General features: G+C 71.0%; 16 protein-coding genes, 5 tRNA genes and 3 pseudogenes. 18 read left to right on the top strand and 6 right to left on the bottom strand.

Going from position 1 to position 18,359, the window contains the following annotated elements:
• Nucleotides 1–2,292, bottom strand: a 2,292-nt coding sequence (locus AXW62_RS34335; protein ID WP_252368840.1) for a sensor histidine kinase, incomplete at its 3' end; no start/stop codon positions are given.
• A gap of 567 nt (nt 2,293–2,859) precedes the next feature.
• Here AXW62_RS34335 and AXW62_RS34340 point away from each other — a divergent pair.
• From AXW62_RS34340 to AXW62_RS34375, 8 genes are all read left to right on the top strand, one after another.
• Nucleotides 2,860–3,060, top strand: a complete 201-nt coding sequence (locus AXW62_RS34340) for a hypothetical protein (protein WP_030834065.1) — start codon at nt 2,860–2,862, stop codon at nt 3,058–3,060.
• Nucleotides 3,061–3,179: 119 nt separating this feature from the next.
• On the top strand, nt 3,180–3,971 hold the full coding sequence (locus AXW62_RS34345) for a fumarylacetoacetate hydrolase family protein (RefSeq protein WP_030834067.1): 792 nt from the start codon (nt 3,180–3,182) through the stop codon (nt 3,969–3,971).
• Nucleotides 3,964–5,451, top strand: coding sequence for a glutamate--tRNA ligase (gene gltX, locus AXW62_RS34350; RefSeq protein WP_060947901.1), 1,488 nt, complete (start codon nt 3,964–3,966; stop codon nt 5,449–5,451). Before AXW62_RS34345 ends, gltX begins: the two co-directional genes overlap by 8 nt.
• 165 nt (nt 5,452–5,616) lie before the next feature.
• Nucleotides 5,617–5,688 (top strand) — tRNA-Gln (locus AXW62_RS34355).
• Nucleotides 5,689–5,739: 51 nt separating this feature from the next.
• A tRNA-Glu gene (locus AXW62_RS34360) sits at nt 5,740–5,812 on the top strand.
• 30 nt (nt 5,813–5,842) lie between these two features.
• Nucleotides 5,843–5,915: transfer RNA gene (locus AXW62_RS34365), tRNA-Glu, on the top strand.
• Nucleotides 5,916–5,928: 13 nt separating this feature from the next.
• Nucleotides 5,929–6,000, top strand: a tRNA-Gln gene (locus AXW62_RS34370).
• A gap of 34 nt (nt 6,001–6,034) precedes the next feature.
• A tRNA-Glu gene (locus AXW62_RS34375) sits at nt 6,035–6,110 on the top strand.
• 228 nt (nt 6,111–6,338) lie between these two features.
• On the opposite strand, the gene ndgR is transcribed toward AXW62_RS34375, so the two are convergent.
• Complete coding sequence (ndgR, locus tag AXW62_RS34380; RefSeq protein ID WP_030834082.1) at nt 6,339–7,055, bottom strand: IclR family transcriptional regulator NdgR; 717 nt, start codon at nt 7,053–7,055, stop codon at nt 6,339–6,341.
• A 142-nt stretch (nt 7,056–7,197) separates the two neighbouring features.
• Between ndgR and leuC the strand changes: the two genes are divergently transcribed.
• The 4 genes from leuC (at nt 7,198) to AXW62_RS34400 (ending at nt 10,268) form a co-directional block, all read left to right on the top strand.
• Nucleotides 7,198–8,628, top strand: a complete 1,431-nt coding sequence (gene leuC, locus AXW62_RS34385) for a 3-isopropylmalate dehydratase large subunit (protein ID WP_060947902.1) — start codon at nt 7,198–7,200, stop codon at nt 8,626–8,628.
• Nucleotides 8,629–8,634: 6 nt separating this feature from the next.
• Nucleotides 8,635–9,228 (top strand): 3-isopropylmalate dehydratase small subunit, encoded by a 594-nt coding sequence (leuD, locus tag AXW62_RS34390; protein WP_030834107.1) that lies wholly within the window; start codon nt 8,635–8,637, stop codon nt 9,226–9,228.
• A gap of 123 nt (nt 9,229–9,351) precedes the next feature.
• Entirely contained in the window at nt 9,352–9,597 is a 246-nt protein-coding gene (locus tag AXW62_RS34395; RefSeq protein WP_030834110.1) for an SCO5555 family protein, read from the top strand.
• Nucleotides 9,598–9,722: 125 nt separating this feature from the next.
• Nucleotides 9,723–10,268 (top strand): HU family DNA-binding protein, encoded by a 546-nt coding sequence (locus tag AXW62_RS34400; RefSeq protein WP_060947903.1) that lies wholly within the window; start codon nt 9,723–9,725, stop codon nt 10,266–10,268.
• A 570-nt stretch (nt 10,269–10,838) separates the two neighbouring features.
• Here the strand turns inward: AXW62_RS34400 and cofC are convergent.
• A pseudogene (cofC, locus tag AXW62_RS34405) lies at nt 10,839–11,453 on the bottom strand (2-phospho-L-lactate guanylyltransferase); the annotation flags it as partial.
• Nucleotides 11,454–11,623: 170 nt separating this feature from the next.
• Between cofC and AXW62_RS34410 the strand changes: the two are divergent.
• The 3 genes from AXW62_RS34410 to AXW62_RS34420 are packed head-to-tail and all read left to right on the top strand — an operon-like array spanning nt 11,624 to nt 14,587.
• Nucleotides 11,624–12,382 (top strand): lysophospholipid acyltransferase family protein, encoded by a 759-nt coding sequence (locus tag AXW62_RS34410; protein WP_060947904.1) that lies wholly within the window; start codon nt 11,624–11,626, stop codon nt 12,380–12,382.
• On the top strand, nt 12,379–13,380 hold the full coding sequence (locus AXW62_RS34415; RefSeq protein ID WP_060947905.1) for an NAD(P)H-dependent glycerol-3-phosphate dehydrogenase: 1,002 nt from the start codon (nt 12,379–12,381) through the stop codon (nt 13,378–13,380). The genes AXW62_RS34410 and AXW62_RS34415 overlap by 4 nt, the downstream gene beginning before the upstream one ends.
• 34 nt (nt 13,381–13,414) lie before the next feature.
• Nucleotides 13,415–14,587 (top strand): D-alanine--D-alanine ligase family protein, encoded by a 1,173-nt coding sequence (locus tag AXW62_RS34420; protein WP_030834126.1) that lies wholly within the window; start codon nt 13,415–13,417, stop codon nt 14,585–14,587.
• A gap of 15 nt (nt 14,588–14,602) precedes the next feature.
• On the opposite strand, the gene AXW62_RS34425 is transcribed toward AXW62_RS34420, so the two are convergent.
• Together AXW62_RS34425 and AXW62_RS34430 are read right to left on the bottom strand one after the other, a co-directional pair.
• On the bottom strand, nt 14,603–15,100 hold the full coding sequence (locus AXW62_RS34425) for a DUF3515 domain-containing protein (RefSeq protein WP_280142982.1): 498 nt from the start codon (nt 15,098–15,100) through the stop codon (nt 14,603–14,605).
• A 19-nt stretch (nt 15,101–15,119) separates the two neighbouring features.
• The gene (locus tag AXW62_RS34430) at nt 15,120–15,353 is read right to left on the bottom strand and encodes an Lrp/AsnC ligand binding domain-containing protein (protein WP_030834132.1); all 234 of its coding nucleotides are present in this window, start codon (nt 15,351–15,353) and stop codon (nt 15,120–15,122) included.
• A gap of 137 nt (nt 15,354–15,490) precedes the next feature.
• Between AXW62_RS34430 and AXW62_RS34435 the strand changes: the two genes are divergently transcribed.
• Together AXW62_RS34435 and thiD are read left to right on the top strand one after the other, a co-directional pair.
• The gene (locus tag AXW62_RS34435; RefSeq protein ID WP_060947907.1) at nt 15,491–16,465 is read left to right on the top strand and encodes a thiamine-phosphate kinase; all 975 of its coding nucleotides are present in this window, start codon (nt 15,491–15,493) and stop codon (nt 16,463–16,465) included.
• A 103-nt stretch (nt 16,466–16,568) separates the two neighbouring features.
• On the top strand, nt 16,569–17,405 hold the full coding sequence (gene thiD / locus AXW62_RS34440; protein WP_060947908.1) for a bifunctional hydroxymethylpyrimidine kinase/phosphomethylpyrimidine kinase: 837 nt from the start codon (nt 16,569–16,571) through the stop codon (nt 17,403–17,405).
• Nucleotides 17,406–17,778: 373 nt separating this feature from the next.
• Here the strand turns inward: thiD and rpmB are convergent.
• Nucleotides 17,779–17,889 (bottom strand): annotated as a pseudogene (gene rpmB / locus AXW62_RS47505) (50S ribosomal protein L28); the annotation flags it as partial.
• Between the two features lie 263 nt (nt 17,890–18,152).
• On the opposite strand from rpmB, the pseudogene AXW62_RS34450 reads away from it, so the two are divergent.
• Nucleotides 18,153–18,359, top strand: a pseudogene (locus tag AXW62_RS34450) (DAK2 domain-containing protein); the annotation flags it as partial.

Here is an 18,359-nt window from a genome sequence, read left to right on the forward strand (position 1 = left end):
CCGTGAGGGCGCCGAGCCGAGCAGCCCGGCCGAACCGCCGCCCTGGCCGCCGCCCGCCGCGCCGGGCCCGCTCTGGCCCGCCTTGCCGCCGGGGCCCTGCGGCGCCGGCTTCCGGCCGCCCTGGGCGACATCGACCGGCAGCATGACCAGCGCCGTCGTACCGCCCGAGTCGGACGGCCGGAGCTGGATGCGGATGCCGTGACGCAGTGACAGCCGGCCGACCACGAACAGGCCCATGCGCCGGGAGACCGACACGTCGACCGTGGGCGGGGAGGCCAGCCGCTCGTTGATCGCGGCCAGGTCCTCGGGGGAGAGCCCGATACCGGTGTCGTGGATCTCGACCAGCACCCGCCCGTCGGGCAGGGCGTGACCGGTGACCTTGACCTTGGTCTGCGGCGAGGAGAAGGAGGTCGCGTTCTCCAGCAGCTCGGCCAGGAGGTGCACCAGGTCGTTGACGACCCGGCCGGCGACCTCGGTCACCGGGACCGAGCTGAGCTCGATGCGCTCGTACTGCTCCACCTCGGAGGCGGCCGCACGGAGCACGTCCACCAGCGGCACCGGCCGGGTCCACCGGCGGCCGGGCTCCTCGCCCGCGAGGACCAGGAGGTTCTCGCCGTTCCGGCGCATACGGGTGGCGAGGTGGTCCAGCTTGAAGAGCGAGGACAGCTGGTCCGGGTCGGCCTCGCGGCTCTCCAGCTCGGAGATGAGCGAGAGCTGGCGCTGGATGAGGCCCTGGCTGCGGCGCGAGAGGTTGGTGAACATCGCGTTGACGTTGCCCCGCAGCAGCGCCTGCTCGGCGGCGAGCCGGACCGCCTCGCGGTGGACGTCGTCGAAGGCCGCGGCCACCTTTCCGATCTCGTCCCGGCTGTGCACACCGACGGACTCGACGGAGGTGTCCACATCCTGCGGATCGGCCTCGGAGAGCTGCTTGACCAGTTCGGGCAGCCGCTTCTGGGAGACCTCCAGCGCGGTGTCCTGGAGGCGGCGCAGCGAGCGGACCATGGAGCGGGCGACGACGAAGGCGCCGACCAGGGAGACCCCGAGGACGAGCAGGATCAGCGCGCCGTTGAGGATCGCGTCCTGCTGGGCGGAGTCGCGGAGCTCACGAGCCTTCTGCTGCATCTCGCTGAGCAGCGTCTCCTCGATCTTGCCCATTTCTTCGATCTTGATACTGTCCTGGTCGTACCAGTCCAGATCGGTACGCTTCTCCGCCTTCAGACCCTCCGGGTCGCGCACGGCGCGGTCGGCGTACATGGTCGCCGCCTTGATGTCCGGGCGGCTGTCCAGGGGCTCGAGCAGATCCTCGGAGTTGCCCTGGCGGATCTGCTTGAAGCGGCCGAGCTCCTCGTTCTCCTTGTCCACCGCGGTTCTGGCGAAGCGGCGGTCGTTGGCGGAGAAGTCGGCGCCCTTGGGATCGGCGAGCGCGGCGCTGATGAGCGCGCGCTGGATCGACGCGTACTCCTTGGCGGAGGAGAAGGTGGCGAGCGCGCGGGTGTTGTTGATCATCGCGCGGTTGCTGGTCGCCTGGGCCATGTCCTGGGAGAGCGACAGCAGCGAGTTGATCAGCTCGTTGTAGTCCTGGACGGTCAGCGAGTAGTACTGGTTGTTGTCGTACGCGTTGTCGCGGACCTCGTTGATCTTGCCGAGCTGACGGTCGATGTTGACCAGCGTGGACTGGACGCCGGCCATCGACTGGTCGCCGGGGTCGATCTTGTGGGTGGCGTCGCGGAAGGCCGCGATGGCGCGGTTGGTGTCCTCGCGGGTGGAGACGACCCGGTCGTCCTTGTCGTTGCCCTTGCCCGCCAGCGGCCCGGCCGACTTGTCCCGCTCCTGCTGGAGGGCGCTGGCCAGCTGGGTGGCCTGCTGCGTCATCTCGGTGAGCAGCTTCATCTGGTCGAGCTGCTGGATGTTCTCCAGCGAGCCCTCGATGCGCAGCGCCCCCAGAGTGGTCGCGGCGACCACCGGGAGCGCGAGCAGGGAGACCAGTCGGGTGCTGATGCGCCAGTTGCGCAGGGCCAGGCGGCTGCCCGGCCCGCTGGGGCCGGTGGGGGTCTTCGGCCTGGCCGGCTCGTCCGCCGCTCCGCCGCCACCGGGAGCACTGGTCCGGGTGGCGTTCTGCGGGCCGGGCTCGGGGCCCTGATCGCCCGGCGCCCTGCTGTTGCTGCTCTGGGCGCGCTGGGGCGAGGAGCCACGGTCGGTCCCGCCACGCGGCTCCGGGTCCGCCGCGGCTTCCCCTCGGCCCTGGCGGGCTTGGGGAGCCCCCGCACCATCCCTCTTGAAACGTCCCTGCACTAGCGTCGCAACCTCTGGACCAGGCGCCCCGCCGGCGGAGCGGCGGAGCGGTGTCGAGTCGTGGGGGACCGCGATCCCCCCTGTCGGTCGTGAGTGACCGGCGCGCTTCCTTTCCTGTCGTTCAAGAGGAGCCCCCCGCCGCTCGGCGCCTCTGTGTTGCGCCCCCGTGCGCGCCGGCCGATTCCCGCGGCGGTCCCGGGAATTCCAGCACAGTGCCGGATGCTGCAACAAGGGCAACGGAAAAGGCTGTGATGCGCGTGACGCTCAGTGCGGTCCTTATTACCGGACGTAGAAAGTCATGTCGGCGATAACGGACTTCTCTGTGTGAATCGACGGTGCCGACCTGGTGTCCGGCTAGCGATGATCAAGGGCGGAACGTCAGGTTCGGGTATGCGATGTCCGTTTAGGGCGGTTGGATTGACTGTCTCCTATGTGGCATTTGCCCGATCATTCGTGAGCAATATCACATACTGGCGGCGACTTTTCCTGCGATTCGATGGGCAAGGCCGCCTCTAGCCTGACGCTTTACACACCCGGTACGAACGACAACAGCGAGGCGTGAACCACGTGAAGACGACGATGATGTTCCGTTCCATAGCCAACCCGCGGCGCACCACCCTGGCGCACGTCAAGGACATCAAGGAGCTTTCCGACGCGGCCGAACCGCAGAGCGCGCCCGAGGAGGAGCGGCCGGAGCACCGCGTCGATCTGCCGAACCGGACCGCGAACCCCAAGCGCACCGTGCTGACCGAGGCCCCCGGCCGCTGATCCCCGCCGGCCGTGGTGGACGCCACCACACCCGGCGGGCGGGACGGCGGCGCGCCGGGCGCGGAGCGATAGCCTGGAGCGTCAGTCTCCCCAGTTCAGTCAAGGAGCCAAGGCTTCCCGTGCGCATCGCCAGATTCTCCATCGACGGCAACGTCGCCTTCGGCGTGGTGGAGGGCGAGCCGTCCGACCAGGGCGGCCCCGTCATCGACATCATCAAGGGGCACCCCTTCGCCGAATTCGAGCGCTCGGGCCAGAAGGTCCCGCTGAGCAAGGTCCGGCTGCTGCCGCCCGTCCTGCCGAACAAGGTCGTCGCGATCGGGCGCAACTACGCCGAGCACGCCGCGGAGCTGGGCAACGAGGTCCCCGACGTCCCGGTCGTCTTCTTCAAGCCGTCCACCTCCGTGATCGGCCCCGGCGACCCCGTCGTCTACCCCTCCTTCTCCTCCGAGGTGCACCACGAGGCCGAGCTGGCCGTGGTCATCGGACGGATGTGCCGAGAGGTCCCGCGTGACCGCGTCAAGGACGTCATCCTCGGCTACACCTGCGGCAACGACATCACGGCCCGCGACGCCCAGCGCCGCGAGAAGCAGTGGGCGCGGGCCAAGGGCTTCGACACCTCCTGCCCGCTGGGCCCCTGGGTGGAGACGGACATCGACCTGACGCGCGCCGGCGACCTCGGCATCATGTGCACCGTCAACGGTGAACAGCGTCAGCTCGGCCGGACGAGCGAGATGGTGCGCCCGATCGAGGACCTGATCGTGCACATCACCGAGGCGATGACGCTGCTCCCCGGCGACGTCGTGCTCACCGGCACCCCGGCGGGCGTCGGCCCGCTCTCCGTCGGCGACGAGGTCGCCGTCACCATCGAAGGCATCGGCACTCTCACCAACAAGGTGATCAAGCGTGGCTAGCGCACCCTCCTCCGCCCCCGTGCGGGTTCGTTTCTGTCCCTCGCCGACCGGCAACCCCCATGTCGGCCTGGTCCGCACGGCCCTGTTCAACTGGGCCTTCGCCCGTCACCACGGCGGCACCCTGGTGTTCCGCATCGAGGACACCGACGCCGCTCGCGACTCCGAGGAGTCCTACGCGCAGCTGCTGGACGCCATGCGCTGGCTGGGCTTCGACTGGGACGAGGGCCCCGAGGTCGGCGGCCCGCACGCCCCGTACCGCCAGTCGCAGCGGATGGACATCTACCGCGAGGTCGCGGACAAGCTGCTGGAGGCGGGCCACGCCTACCGCTGCTACTGCACCGCACAGGAGCTGGAGGAGCGCCGCGAGGCGGCCCGCAAGGCCGGCCGGCCCTCCGGCTACGACGGCACCTGCCGCACCCTGACCGCCGAGCGGATCGCGGCGTACCAGGCCGAGGGGCGCGACTCGATCGTCCGCTTCCGGATGCCGGACGAGCCGATCACCTTCACCGACCTGGTGCGCGGCGAGCTGACCTTCACGCCCGAGAACGTCACGGACTACGGCATCGTGCGGGCCAACGGCGCCCCTCTCTACACGCTCGTCAACCCCGTCGACGACGCGCTGATGGAGATCACGCACGTGCTGCGCGGCGAGGACCTGCTGTCCTCCACCCCGCGCCAGATCGCGCTCTACCGGGCGCTCGCCGAGATCGGCGTGGGCCCCGGCACGGTGCCCGCCTTCGGTCACCTCCCGTACGTCATGGGGGAGGGCAACAAGAAGCTCTCCAAGCGCGACCCGCAGTCCTCGCTGAACCTCTACCGGGAGCGCGGCTTCCTCCCCGAGGGGCTGCTCAACTACCTCTCCCTGCTGGGCTGGTCGCTCTCCTCCGACCGGGACGTCTTCTCGCTGGAGGAGATGGTCGAGGCGTTCGACATCGCGGCGGTGAACGCCAACCCGGCGCGCTTCGACCTCAAGAAGGCCGAGGCGATCAACGCGGACCACATCCGCCGGCTGGATCTGAAGGCGTTCATCGAGCGGTGCGAGCCCTGGCTGAACGCCCCGCACGCGCCGTGGGCCCCGGACGCCTTCGACGCCGCCGCCTTCGAGGCGCTGGCCCCGCTGGCCCAGACCCGGCTGACGGTCCTGTCCGACATCACCGCCAACGTGGACTTCCTCTTCCTCGACGAGCCGGTGGCGGACGAGGCGTCCTGGACCAAGGCGATGAAGGCGGGCGCGGACGCGCTGCTGACCTCGGTCCGGGCCCGGCTCGCCGAGGCGGACTGGGACGCCGAGACCCTCAAGGCCGCGGTCCTGGCGGCCGGCGAGGAGCACGGCCTCAAGCTGGGCAAGGCCCAGGCCCCGCTGCGCGTCGCCGTCACCGGCCGCACGGTCGGCCTGCCGCTGTTCGAGTCCCTGGAGGTCCTGGGCCGCGAGCGCACCCTGGCCCGGGTCGACGCGGCGCTGGCGAAGCTGGCCGGATAGGGCGGGGGCGCCGCTCGCGCCCGCGAGGCGGCGCCACTCGCGGTGATACTCGTTTTGGTGGCCCGTCCACCATCGGGTAATGTTCTTCCTGCGCCGGACGGGCGGCCGAGAGGCCGGACCGGAGGCGCAAGCCAAACAAAACCCCTTACGGGGGTGGCGTTTTGGTGGGGTATGGTGTAATTGGCAGCACGAGTGATTCTGGTTCACTTAGTCTAGGTTCGAGTCCTGGTACCCCAGCAAGAGATCCTCTCGGTTTTCTGGCGGATCTCTTGATCAAAGCAGGACCAAGCCCCCGTTGTGTAGCGGCCTAGCACGCTGCCCTCTCAAGGCAGTAGCGCCGGTTCGAATCCGGTCGGGGGTACGGATCTCCAGCGTTGTGGAGATCGCTAGGGCCCCCGTTGTGTAGCGGCCTAGCACGCCGCCCTCTCAAGGCGGTAGCGCCGGTTCGAATCCGGTCGGGGGTACTGGTCTATACCATGGGCTATGGTGTAATTGGCAGCACGAGTGATTCTGGTTCATTTAGTCTAGGTTCGAGTCCTGGTAGCCCAGCGCGGCACATTCTGTGCAGCATGTGCTGATTCAGGCCCCCGTTGTGTAGCGGCCTAGCACGCCGCCCTCTCAAGGCGGTAGCGCCGGTTCGAATCCGGTCGGGGGTACCAGCGAAAAGCCCTCCGCGACAGCGCGGGGGGCTTTTTTCGCGTGCTGGTCGTTTTCCGGAGCGACGGCCGGATTGCCGTTCGGCGCGCCCCGGGTTCTCCATGCCGTGCCGACGCTCGGCCCGAGCGGGGTCACGGGGATCGTTCCGGTCGGCCGCCGCGGGGAGCGCGCGGCCGACCGGCTGTCGCTGAGGCGGGCGTCAGGGCGTCGTGGGCGCCGTAAGGCGGTGATCAATTTCCTCGGCGCAGGGCGTCCGTCAGCCGCGCCGCGGCGTCGATGACGGCCTGGGCGTGCATCCGGCCCGGGTGGCGGGTCAGCCGCTCGATCGGTCCGGAGACCGAGACGGCGGCGACCACGCGGTTGGAGGGGCCGCGCACGGGCGCCGAGACGGACGCCACGCCGGGCTCCCGCTCGCCGATCGACTGGGCCCAGCCCCGCCGCCGCACGCCGGACAGGGCCGTGGCGGTGAACCGGGCCCCCTGGAGCCCGCGGTGCAGCCGCTCGGGCTCCTCCCAGGCCATCAGCACCTGGGCCGCCGAACCGGCCTTCATGGGGAGGGTGGAGCCGACCGGCACGGTGTCCCGCAGTCCGGACAGCCGCTCGGCCGCGGCGACGCAGATGCGCATGTCTCCCTGGCGGCGGTACAGCTGCGCGCTCTCGCCGGTCACGTCCCGGAGGTGGGTGAGTACCGGGCCGGCCGTGGCGAGCAGCCGGTCCTCGCCCGCCGCGGCGGCCAGCTCGGCCAGGCGCGGGCCCAGAATGAAGCGTCCCTGCATGTCCCGCGCCACCATCCGGTGGTGCTCGAGCGCTACCGCGAGCCGGTGTGCCGTGGGCCGGGCGAGACCGGTCGCCCCGACCAGTCCGGCGAGGGTGGCCGGACCGGACTCCAGGGCGCTCAGCACCAGAGCCGCCTTGTCGAGAACGCCGACACCGCTAGTGTTGTCCATGAAACGATACTCGCGTCTCACACTGTGAAACGCAAGTTCAATTTCCTGGGAGACCCGCCACTCTGTAAATGGTGGGCCCGCAGACCAGGGCACGCACTCGACACGAGTTGGGCCGGCACTGGCGCCGGCCGGAGGGAAAGCGATGGGACGGACACTCGCGGAGAAGGTCTGGGACGACCATGTCGTCCGGCACGCCGAAGGCGAGCCTGACCTGCTCTTCATCGATCTGCACCTGCTGCACGAGGTGACCAGCCCGCAGGCGTTCGACGGCCTGCGCAAGGCCGGCCGCACGGTTCGTCGTACCGACCTCACCCTGGCCACCGAGGACCACAACACCCCCACCCTCGACATCGACAAGCCGATCGCGGACCCCGTCTCCCGCGCCCAGTTGGAGACGCTGCGCAAGAACTGCGCGGAGTTCGGCGTCCGTCTGCACCCGCTCGGCGATGTGGAGCAGGGCGTCGTCCACGTGGTGGGACCGCAGCTGGGACTGACGCAGCCCGGGACGACCGTGGTCTGCGGTGACAGCCACACCTCGACCCACGGTGCCTTCGGCGCGCTCGCGTTCGGCATCGGCACCAGCCAGGTCGAGCACGTGCTGGCGACCCAGACGCTGCCGCTCGCGCCGTTCAAGACCATGGCGATCACCGTCGAGGGCGAGCTGCCCGAGGGGGTCACCGCCAAGGACCTGATCCTGGCGATCATCGCGAAGATCGGCACCGGCGGCGGCCAGGGCTATGTGATCGAATACCGCGGCTCCGCCATCGAGAAGCTCTCGATGGAGGCCCGGATGACCGTGTGCAACATGTCCATCGAGGCGGGTGCCCGTGCGGGCATGATCGCCCCGGACGAGACCACCTTCGCCTATCTGAAGGGCCGCCCGCACGCCCCCCAGGGCGCCGACTGGGACGCCGCCGTGGAGTACTGGCGCACTCTGCGTACCGACGACGACGCGGGCTTCGACCGTGAGGTCGTCATCGACGCCTCCGAACTCGCCCCGTTCGTCACCTGGGGCACCAACCCCGGCCAGGGCGCACCGCTGTCGGCCTCGGTTCCGGACCCCGGCTCCTTCGAGGACGCCAGCGAGCGGCTCGCCGCCGAGAAGGCCCTGGAGTACATGGGTCTGACGGCGGGTCAGGCGCTGCGCGACATCACGGTGGACACCGTCTTCGTCGGCTCCTGCACCAACGGCCGCATCGAGGACCTGCGCTCCGCCGCCTCGGTGCTGTCCGGCCGTTCGGTGGCCGACGGCGTGCGGATGCTGGTGGTCCCCGGCTCGGTGCGGGTCGCCCTGCAGGCCGTCGAGGAGGGTCTGGACAAGGTGTTCACCGCCGCCGGCGCCGAGTGGCGGCACGCGGGCTGCTCGATGTGCCTGGGCATGAACCCCGACCAGCTCGCGCCCGGTGAGCGGTCGGCGTCCACCTCCAACCGCAACTTCGAGGGCCGGCAGGGCAAGGGCGGCCGGACCCACCTGGTCTCGCCGCAGGTCGCCGCCGCCACCGCGGTCCTGGGCCACCTGGCCTCGCCCGCCGATCTGTCCGACGCCGCCGTATCGACTCCCGTGGGGGCCTGAGCAGTCATGGAAGCTTTCACCACGCACACCGGCCGGGCCGTTCCGCTGCGCCGCAGCAACGTGGACACGGACCAGATCATCCCGGCGCACTGGCTCAAGAAGGTCACCCGCGACGGCTTCGAGGACGGGCTCTTCGAGGCGTGGCGCAAGGACCCGGAGTTCGTGCTCAACAAGGCCGAGCACAAGGGCGCAACGGTCCTGGTGGCCGGCCCCGACTTCGGCACCGGCTCCTCGCGTGAGCACGCGGTGTGGGCGCTGCAGAACTACGGCTTCAAGGCCGTCATCTCGTCCCGTTTCGCCGACATCTTCCGCGGCAACTCCCTCAAGAACGGGCTGCTGACCGTCGTCCTGCCGCAGGAGACCGTGGACCGGCTGTGGAAGCTGGTCGAGACGGACCCTGCCGCGGAGGTCACCGTGGACCTCGTCGACCGCCAGGTCCGGGCCGAGGGCATCACGGCTGATTTTGAGCTTGACGAGAACGCCCGGTGGCGACTCCTGGAGGGGCTGGACGACATCAGTCTCACCCTCAGGGAGGAGGCGGACATCGCCGCGTACGAGGCGCGTCGTCCTTCCTTCAAGCCGAGCACCGTGGAGGTCTGACCCCCGGTTTTCCCTGCACAGAGCGGGTTTGGCAAGATGCGCCGCCGGTCCTTCGACCGGCGGCGCATCGGCATGTTGAGGCCCCGTGAAGCGACAACTCGCCTCAGATGGCACAATCAGTGCATGGAACGCGACGGCCAACTCGAGCTCTACGGCCTCGTCGCCGACCGGCTCAAGGAAGCGCACGCAAGGGTGCGCGCACTGCAAGTCCCGGAGGGCGTACGGATGGCGCTGTCCCGGAAGCTGCTGGTCATCACCTCAGCAGCGAAACACGATCTCGCAGGCGCGGCAAAGCGTCTGGAACGGTTGATGAACGACCTCGACGAGGGGCGTTTCCCCCAAGATCCCGATGCCGACGGAACTCCGTGACGATCGAGTGCGTTGCGGCACAAGGGTGATTAGCCCGTTTCGTGTTTGATTTGCGGTATATATCTGCCTAACGTGCGAAAAAGCTGGCAAACATTGGTTCTGGCAATGTCTCCGAAGGGGAAGACGTGAACAAGGCGCAGCTCGTAGAAGCGATTGCCGACAAGCTCGGCGGCCGTCAGCAGGCCGCCGACGCCGTCGACGCCGTCCTGGACGCCATCGTCCGGGCGGTCGTCGCCGGGGAGCGAGTTTCAGTCACTGGATTCGGTTCGTTCGAGAAGGTGGAGCGCCCCGCCCGGTACGCCCGTAACCCGCAGACCGGAGAGCGCGTGCGGGTCAAGAAGACCTCGGTGCCCCGTTTCCGCGCGGGCCAGGGATTCAAGGACCTGGTGAGCGGCTCCAAGAAGCTCCCGCGCGGCGGCGAGGTCGCCGTGAAGAAGGCCCCCAAGGGCAGCCTCCAGGCGGCGGCGAAGAAGGCCGCGGCCAAGAAGGCGGCCAAGAAGGCGCCCGCCGCCAAGAAGGCCCCGGCCAAGGCGGCGGCGAAGAAGGCCCCCGCGAAGAAGGCGCCCGCCGCGAAGAAGGCCCCCGCCAAGGCCACGGCGAAGAAGGCCCCGGCGCGCAAGACGACCGCGCGCAAGGCCCCCGCGAAGAAGACCACCGCCAGGAAGCGCTAGCCGGGGCGCACAGGCGCCACACCGTTCACGCGCCGGGCCGGGCTCCCCGAGGGAGCCCGGCCCGCGGTGCGCCGGCGCCCGGTCCCGCGTCGCGGCCCCGGCCGCCCGCCGGGACCTGACGGATCCGGAACGCCCGGGGGAGCTGCCCAGGGGAACGGGGAACGACGCCCGTGGTGCCCGGACCGGCCGCGGTGCCGCCCGGAATCCCCGCGGAACCCCGGGGGCGTCAGGATCTCCGCGTGCCCAGGCCGTCCGCGTGCGCGGAAATTTTGCCCGTCCAGGCCGTCCGCGTGCTCGGGATTTCGCCCTGCCCGGGCCGTCCGCGTGCTCGGAAATCCCCGCGTGCCCAGGCCGTCCGCCTGGTCAGAACGTCTGCAGCGTGACGAGCACGACCCGGCGCTCCTCGCCCTCGCCCGCCACCTCGATCCGCACCCGCTGGCCCGGACGCAGCATCCGCAGCCCCCCGGCGTCGAACGCCGCGGTGTCGAACGGCAGCGGGGTGCCGTCGTCCAGCAGCACGCTGCCGGCGCGGGTCTCGGGGTCGTAGGTGTAGGCGGTTCCTTGCATGTCCGCCAGCCTAGCCCTGGTGTGCGCGCCCACGCCCAGTGCCACTGCCGCGCGCAGATCCCCGGCCGTGTCCACGTCGCGCCGCACCGAGTCCACCCCCGCCAGCTCGATCTCCCGCGCCCCCGAGGCCCGGTGCCTGGCCCGTGAGGGGCCGCCGAAGGCGGGCGCGAGGTCGGCCCCCGGCGCCGCCGAGAGCAGTGTGGTGCCCACCCCCGCCGCGTCCGCCAGAAAGGCGCGTGAGAAGCCGGAGGCGGCCTCGAGCACCAGGTCGAGCTCCACGGTCCGCAGCGCCGGGAGATCGGCGTTCAGCGCCGCCACGGCGGCCTCCGGGCGCTCGGCGCGGACCGCCCGGGCACCGTGCGCCAGCGCCGCGTTCAGACCGTGCCCGGGAGGGTCGGGCAGGATCCGGGCGCCGAGGGCGGACAGCTCACGTCCGGCGAGCGGGTCGTCCGTGACGACGGTCACCCCCCGCACCCACCGGCTCGCCAGCGCCGCGCCCACGGTGTCCTGCGCGAACGCGAGCGCGAGCGAGGCCCGGGGGCCGTCCCCCGCGGCGTCCGAGAGCCTGGTCTTGGCCCGTGACAAGGGCTTCAGCGGCACCACGAGGGTCCAGGTCACACGGGCTCCGTTTCTTCCCACGGGCCTCATTCTGACCTGCTGCCCGGCTCACCCAAGACGTGCGGGGTTACGGTGTCCTCGACAGACGGGGTACCTGGAGCGACACTTGTGCGGCTGCCGGGACGGCAGCAAGCCAGCAGGTCAGCAGGGTCCAAGAGAGGATGTTCCGAGTGTCCGGCCGCAGAATCGGCTTCTGGTACCGCATGGCAGCGGTTTTGGTCAAACCGCCGCTGGTGGTTCTGTTCAAGCGGGACTGGCACGGAATGGAGCACATTCCCGCCGAGGGTGGATTTATCACCGCGATCAATCACAACTCGTATCTCGACCCGCTCTCCTACGCGCACTTCCAGTACAACACCGGAAGGGTGCCGCGCTTCCTCGCCAAGGCCGCCCTGTTCCGGGGCGGTCTCGTGGGCAGCATGCTCCGCGGCACCGGCCAGATCCCCGTCTACCGGGAATCCACCGACGCCGCCAACGCCTTCCGGGCCGCCGTGGACGCCATCAACAAGGGCGAGTGCGTGGCCTTCTACCCCGAGGGCACCCTCACCCGCGACCCCGACCTGTGGCCGATGCGCGGGAAGACCGGTGCGGCGCGGGTCGCGCTGCTCACCAAGGCCCCGGTCATCCCCGTCGCCCAGTGGGGCGCCAACGAGGCCGTACCGCCGTACGCCAAGGAGAAGCGGGTCCGCCTCTTCCCCCGCAAGACCCTCAAGGTGCTCGCCGGTCCGCCGGTGGACCTGTCCGAGTTCTACGGCCAGGAGCCCACCGCCGAGGTCCTCCGGGCGGCCACCGACACCATCATGGACGCCATCACCGACCTCCTTGCCGAGGTGCGCGGTGAGCCGGCGCCCGTCCGGAGGTACGACCGGCCCACCCGACCCCGCACCGACGGCCGACCGCTGCCGGCGGCCGATGAGGAGAGCAAGTGACGCGCTGCGCCGTCTTCGGCACCGGCTCCTGGGGCACCGCCTTCGCGATGGTGCTCGCCGACGCCGGCTGCGAGGTGACGCTGTGGGGCCGCCGGCCCGGTGTCGTCGAGGCCATCAACACCGGCCGCGCCAATCCCGACTACTTCCCCGGCGTCCGGCTCCCCGATGGCGTCTGGGCCACCACCGACCCGGCCGAGGCGGCGCGTGGCGCGGAGTTCACCGTCTTCTCCGTGCCCTCCCAGACGCTGCGCGGCAACCTCGCCGCCTGGGCTCCGCTGCTGCCCGGCGACACCGTGCTGGTCTCCCTGATGAAGGGCGTCGAACTCGGCACGGCCAAGCGGATGAGCGAGGTCATCCAGGAGGTCGCCAAGGCGCCCGCGGAGCGCGTCGCGGTGCTCACCGGGCCCAATCTCGCCAAGGAGATCGCCGCCCGGCAGCCCGCCGCCTCGGTGGTGGCCTGCCCGGACGAGAGCGTGGCCCGCCGCCTCCAGACCGCCTGCCACACCGCCTACTTCCGCCCGTACACCAACACCGACGTGGTCGGCTGCGAGCTGGGCGGCGCGGTGAAGAACGTCATCGCGCTGGCCGTGGGCATCGCCGACGGCATGGGGCTCGGCGACAACACCAAGGCGTCGCTCATCACCCGCGGCCTCGCCGAAACGACCCGGCTGGGCCTGGCGATGGGCGCCGACGCGCACACCTTCGCGGGGCTGGCGGGCATGGGCGACCTCGTCGCCACCTGCTCCTCCCCGCTCTCCCGCAATCACACCTTCGGCACCAACCTGGGCCGCGGGATGACGCTGGAGGAGACCATCGCGGTCACCAAGCAGACCGCGGAGGGCGTCAAGTCGTGCGAGTCCGTGCTGGATCTCGCCCGCCGCCACGACGTCGACATGCCCATCACCGAGACTGTGGTCGAAATCGTGCACGACGGCAAACAGCCCCTTGTCGCACTCAAAGAGCTGATGTCGCGCAGCGCCAAGGCCGAGCGGCACTGACGCCGCGCGGACCGCAAGGTAATCTCGACGCGATATGAGCAGCCAGACCCCTTCCCCAGGCCCTGTTCCGGCTCCCTCCGGAGGCGAGCGGCGCAAGCCGCGCGTCGCCGTCGTCTTCGGCGGCCGCAGCTCCGAGCACGCCATCTCGGTGGTCACCGCGGGCGCCGTGCTGCGCGCCATCGACCGCGAGAAGTACGACGTGCTGCCGATCGGCATCACCGCGGACGGCCGTTGGGCGCTGACCGCCGACGAGCCCGAGCGGATGGCCATCGCGGGCCGCGAGCTGCCCAGCGTCGAACGGCTCGCCGAGTCCGGCGAGGGGGCGGTCGTCCTCCCGGTCGACCCGGGCAACCGCGAGGTCGTCTACAGCGAGCCGGGGTCGGTGCCCAAGGCACTGGGCGATGTGGACGTCGTCTTCCCGATGCTGCACGGCCCGTACGGGGAGGACGGCACCCTCCAGGGGCTGCTGGAGCTGTCCGGGGTGCCCTATGTGGGCGCCGGGGTGCTCGCCTCCGCCGTGGGCATGGACAAGGAGTACATGAAGCGGGTGTTCGTCTCCTTCGGGCTGCCGGTCGGCCCGTACGAGGTGATCCGGCCCCGCGCCTGGGAGCAGGATCCGTCCGCCGCCCGCCGCAGGATCGTGGAGTTCGCCGAGGAGCACGGCTGGCCGCTCTTCGTGAAGCCCGCCCGCGCCGGCTCGTCCATCGGCATCAGCAAGGTCGAGGACGCGGCCGACCTGGACGCGGCCGTCGAGGAGGCCCGGCGCCACGACCCGAAGGTCATCGTGGAGGCGCTGCTGCGCGGGCGCGAGATCGAATGCGGGGTGCTGGAGTACGAGGACGGGCCGCGGGCCAGCGTGCCCGCCGAGATCCCGCCGGTCTCCTCCCACGACTTCTACGACTTCGAGGCGAAGTACATCGACTCGGCCGACGGCATCGTGCCCGCGCCGCTCACCGAGGAGCAGACCCGGCGGGTCCAGGAGCTGGCGGTGGCCGCCTTCGAGGCGGCGTCCTGCGAGGGGCTGGTCCGGGCCGACTTCTTCCTGCTGGACAGCGGCGAGTTCGTGATCAACGAGATCAACACCATGCCCGGCTTCACCCCGATCTCGATGTACCCGCGCATGTGGCAGGAGAGCGGTGTGAGCTACCCCGAGCTGGTGGACCGGCTGCTGCAGGCGGCCCTGCGCCGCTCGACGGGGCTGCGCTAGGGCGCTCCCGCCACGCTAGGCCACACCCTTCGGCACCGTCTTCCGCACCGCGTGGGCGAGGTCGAGCAGGACGTTGACCTCGGGGGCGTACTTCCCGGGCACCGTGACCTCGACGTATGCCCGGCGAAGTACGGTGGTGAAGCGGTAGCCGTCCTTCTGCTTCTCCAGCAGCCACTCGACGCCGTTCACCTCGGCCGAATCGGTCGCGGAGGCCAGCGCCTCCGGCCGGGGGACCCCGCAGCGCAGCCGCACGGCGGGGTCGCCCCAGAGGGCGGTGTAGTCCGAGGCGGGCTCGGCGGTGCGCCGCTCGAGTCCGTTCACGGTCCCGGGCAGTTCCTTGTGCAGTGCCCGGCACACCGCCGCTGCCTGTGGGGACGGGGTGGGAACCGCGGGCGCCCCGGTGTCGTCGGAGTCCCCGGTGGAGGAACAACCGGCCACCGGCACCAGGAGCAGCGCCACGGTGGCGGACAGCGGGACGAGCCTTCGGGTGAGACTACGGTGTGCGGAGTTCACCGGCCGAGCATACGGGGAGCTAGAGATGGACGACCGGGCAGGTCAGGGTGCGGGTGATCCCTTCCACCTGCTGGACCTTCGCGACCACCATACGACCGAGTTCATCGACCGTCTCGGCCTGGGCGCGCACGATCACGTCGTAGGGTCCGGTCACGTCCTCCGCCCGTATCACCCCGGGAAGCTGGGCGATGACGTCGGCCACGGTCGAGGCCTTGCCGACCTCGGTCTGGATCAGGATGTACGCCTGTACCACGGAACCTCCAGGGCGGCTACGAGGATCATGTGGGGAGAAGGGACGCCACGGTACCGCGTCGTCATGCGGCGCGGGGAGACCCGCGCGGGGAGCGCGGCGCGGCGGGCAAGCGGCCACGAGCACGAAGGGGCAATGGGATGAAGGGCACCGTGGGCGAGTTGGGGGAGTTCGGGCTCATCAGAGAGCTCACGTCCCGGCTCACCACCACCCCGGCGGTGAGGCTGGGGCCCGGTGACGACGCCGCGGTCGTGGCCGCGCCCGACCGGCGGGTCGTGGCCAGTACGGACCTCCTGCTGGAGGGCAGGCACTTCCGTCGGGACTGGTCCACCGCCTATGACGTCGGCCGTAAGGCCGCGGCCCAGAACCTGGCCGACATCGCGGCGATGGGCGCGGTGCCGACCGCCCTGCTGCTCGGCCTGGTGGTCCCCGCCGATCTGCCGGTGACCTGGCCGACCGAGCTGATGGACGGCCTCCGCGACGAATGCCAGGTGGCGGGCGCGGCCGTGGTCGGCGGCGATGTGGTGCGCGGGGAGACCATCACCGTCTCGATCACCGCACTGGGTGATCTGCGCAACCACGAACCGGTCACCCGATCCGGTGCCAAGCCCGGCGACGTTGTCGCCGTCACCGGCTGGCTGGGCTGGTCCGCCGCCGGACACGCGGTGCTCTCCCGCGGCTTCCGCTCGCCGCGGGCCTTCGTCGAGGCGCACCGCCGGCCGGAGCCGCCGTACCACGCCGGTCCCGCCGCCGCCGGGCTGGGCGCGACCGCGATGACCGATGTCAGCGACGGGCTGGTGGCCGACCTCGGGCATATCGCGCAGGCCAGCAAGGTCCGCATCGATCTGCGCTCGGCGGACATCGACATTCCCACGCAGATGTCGGACATCGGCCAGGCGGTGGGCGTCGATCCGCTGCAGTGGGTGCTCAGCGGGGGAGAGGACCACGCGATCGTGGCCACCTTCCCGCCCGACGCCAAGCTGCCGGCCCGCTGGAAGGTGATCGGCGAGGTGCTGAACCCCTCGGCGCTGCCCCAGGTGACGGTGGACGGGGCTCCCTGGACGCACGGGGGCTGGGACCACTTCGGCGACGGTGAGGGCACCGAGGAGCGGTAAGGGCGCCGGAGACGCCGGGTGACCGTAAGGGCGCCGGGAAAACGAGCGGTGGCCGTAAGGGCGCCGGGCGGGGGCGCCGTGCGCGCCGGGTAGATTCGGCCCCATGGCCGTACCTCCCCGCGTTCCCCGTTCCTCCCCCGATGGCTCGACGCCCGTGCGCGTCCTCACCGTCGCCGGATCGGACTCCGGCGGCGGTGCGGGCATCCAGGCGGACCTGAAGACGATGCTGGCACTGGGCGCCCACGGCATGAGTGTGATCACCGCGGTGACGGCGCAGAACTCGCTGGGCGTCCAGGGCGCCTGGGAACTGCCCGCCGAGGCCGTACGCGCCCAGTTCCGCAGTGTGGCCGACGACATCGGGGTCCAGGCGGTCAAGACCGGCATGCTGGCGACCGCCGAACTGGTCGAGACCGTGGCCGCCCAGCTGGCGGACCTCTCGGCGCCGGTGGTCGTCGATCCGGTCGGGGTCTCCAAGCACGGTGATCCGTTGCTGGCCACCGAGGCGCTGGACGCGGTCCGTACGAAGCTGCTGCCGACCGCGACTGTCGCCACGCCCAACCTGGACGAGGTGGCCCAGCTCACCGGTGTCCGGGTGGAGTCGGAGGACGACCAGCGGCGGGCGGCCGGGGCGGTGCTGACCCACGGGCCGCGGTGGGCGCTGATCAAGGGTGGTCATCTGCCCGGCGGTGACGCGGTGGATCTGCTCACGGACGGCACCGAGGAGCACTGGCTGCGGGCGCCGCGCCACCGCAACCGCCATACGCACGGCACGGGGTGCACCCTCGCCGCGGCGATCGCCACCTATCTGGCGGGCGGCTACGAGGTGCCCGCGGCCGTCACGGCGGCCAAGGAGTACGTCACGGGCGCCATCGCGGCGGGCTTCCCGCTGGGCGCGGGCATCGGCCCGGTGGACCACGGCTGGCTGTCCGAGCGGACCTGAGCCTCCGGGCGCCGGGTGCTCGGCCGTGGCGGGTACCTCCGGCCGGGGCCGCCGTGGAGCCCCGGACGCTGGATCTTCCGGCCGGGGCACGCCCCAGCGGCGGCGGGGCCGGTCCGAAGGGCGCGGTGGAGCTTCCGGGCGCCGTCCGGCGATGGCCGGGGGCACAGGCGCGGCGGGAAACCTCCCGGCGCTGTGGCCGGGGGAGGGCCGTGGTCCCGAAGACACGTGAGCCGGTCCACACCGTAGGTGGACCGGCTCAGGCGAAACCGGGTCCCGCTCGCGCGGGGAGGCCGTGCGACTAGCGCGAGACCTTACCGGCCTTGATGCACGAGGTGCAGACGTTGAGCCGCTTCGGGGTCCGACCGACCACAGCGCGCACCGTCTGGATGTTGGGGTTCCAACGACGGCGGGTGCGGCGGTGCGAGTGCGAGATGTTGTTGCCGAAGCCCGGCCCCTTGCCGCAGACGTCGCAGTTGGCAGCCACGGGTTACTCCAAAGACGGGTCAGCCTCGCTTCTCGCGAGGAGACAGGACACTGAACGGAACCCCGGACGTTGCCAGGATCGTGGAAGACCGGCGGCGCCTGGGGGAATGGCCCGATTCTCATCGGGCAACCGGAGCAGCATACAACGGCCACTCCCGTACAACGAAACTATCATGGCTGGCCCGGCGCCCGCCGAGGGCGGCGACTACCCTGCGGTGACGCGCTGCCCGGCCCCGCCCCAGAGCCTTCCGAGGAGGACGTTACGTGCCGCACACGCTCGACGCCGATGCGGTACGGATGTGGTGCGGACTGGCGCTGGACGCGCTGGGCCGGGCCCGCGCGGACATCGACGCGATCAACGTCTATCCGGTCGCGGACGGGGACACCGGCACCAATCTGTACCTGACCGTCGAGTCCGCCGCCCAGGCCGTCGACGCCGCCTTCAACGGCCATGCCGCCACGGCCGCCGCC

The sequence above is a fragment of the Streptomyces hygroscopicus subsp. hygroscopicus genome, from assembly GCF_001553455.1.
GTDB classification, from domain to species: Bacteria; Actinomycetota; Actinomycetes; order Streptomycetales; family Streptomycetaceae; genus Streptomyces; species Streptomyces hygroscopicus.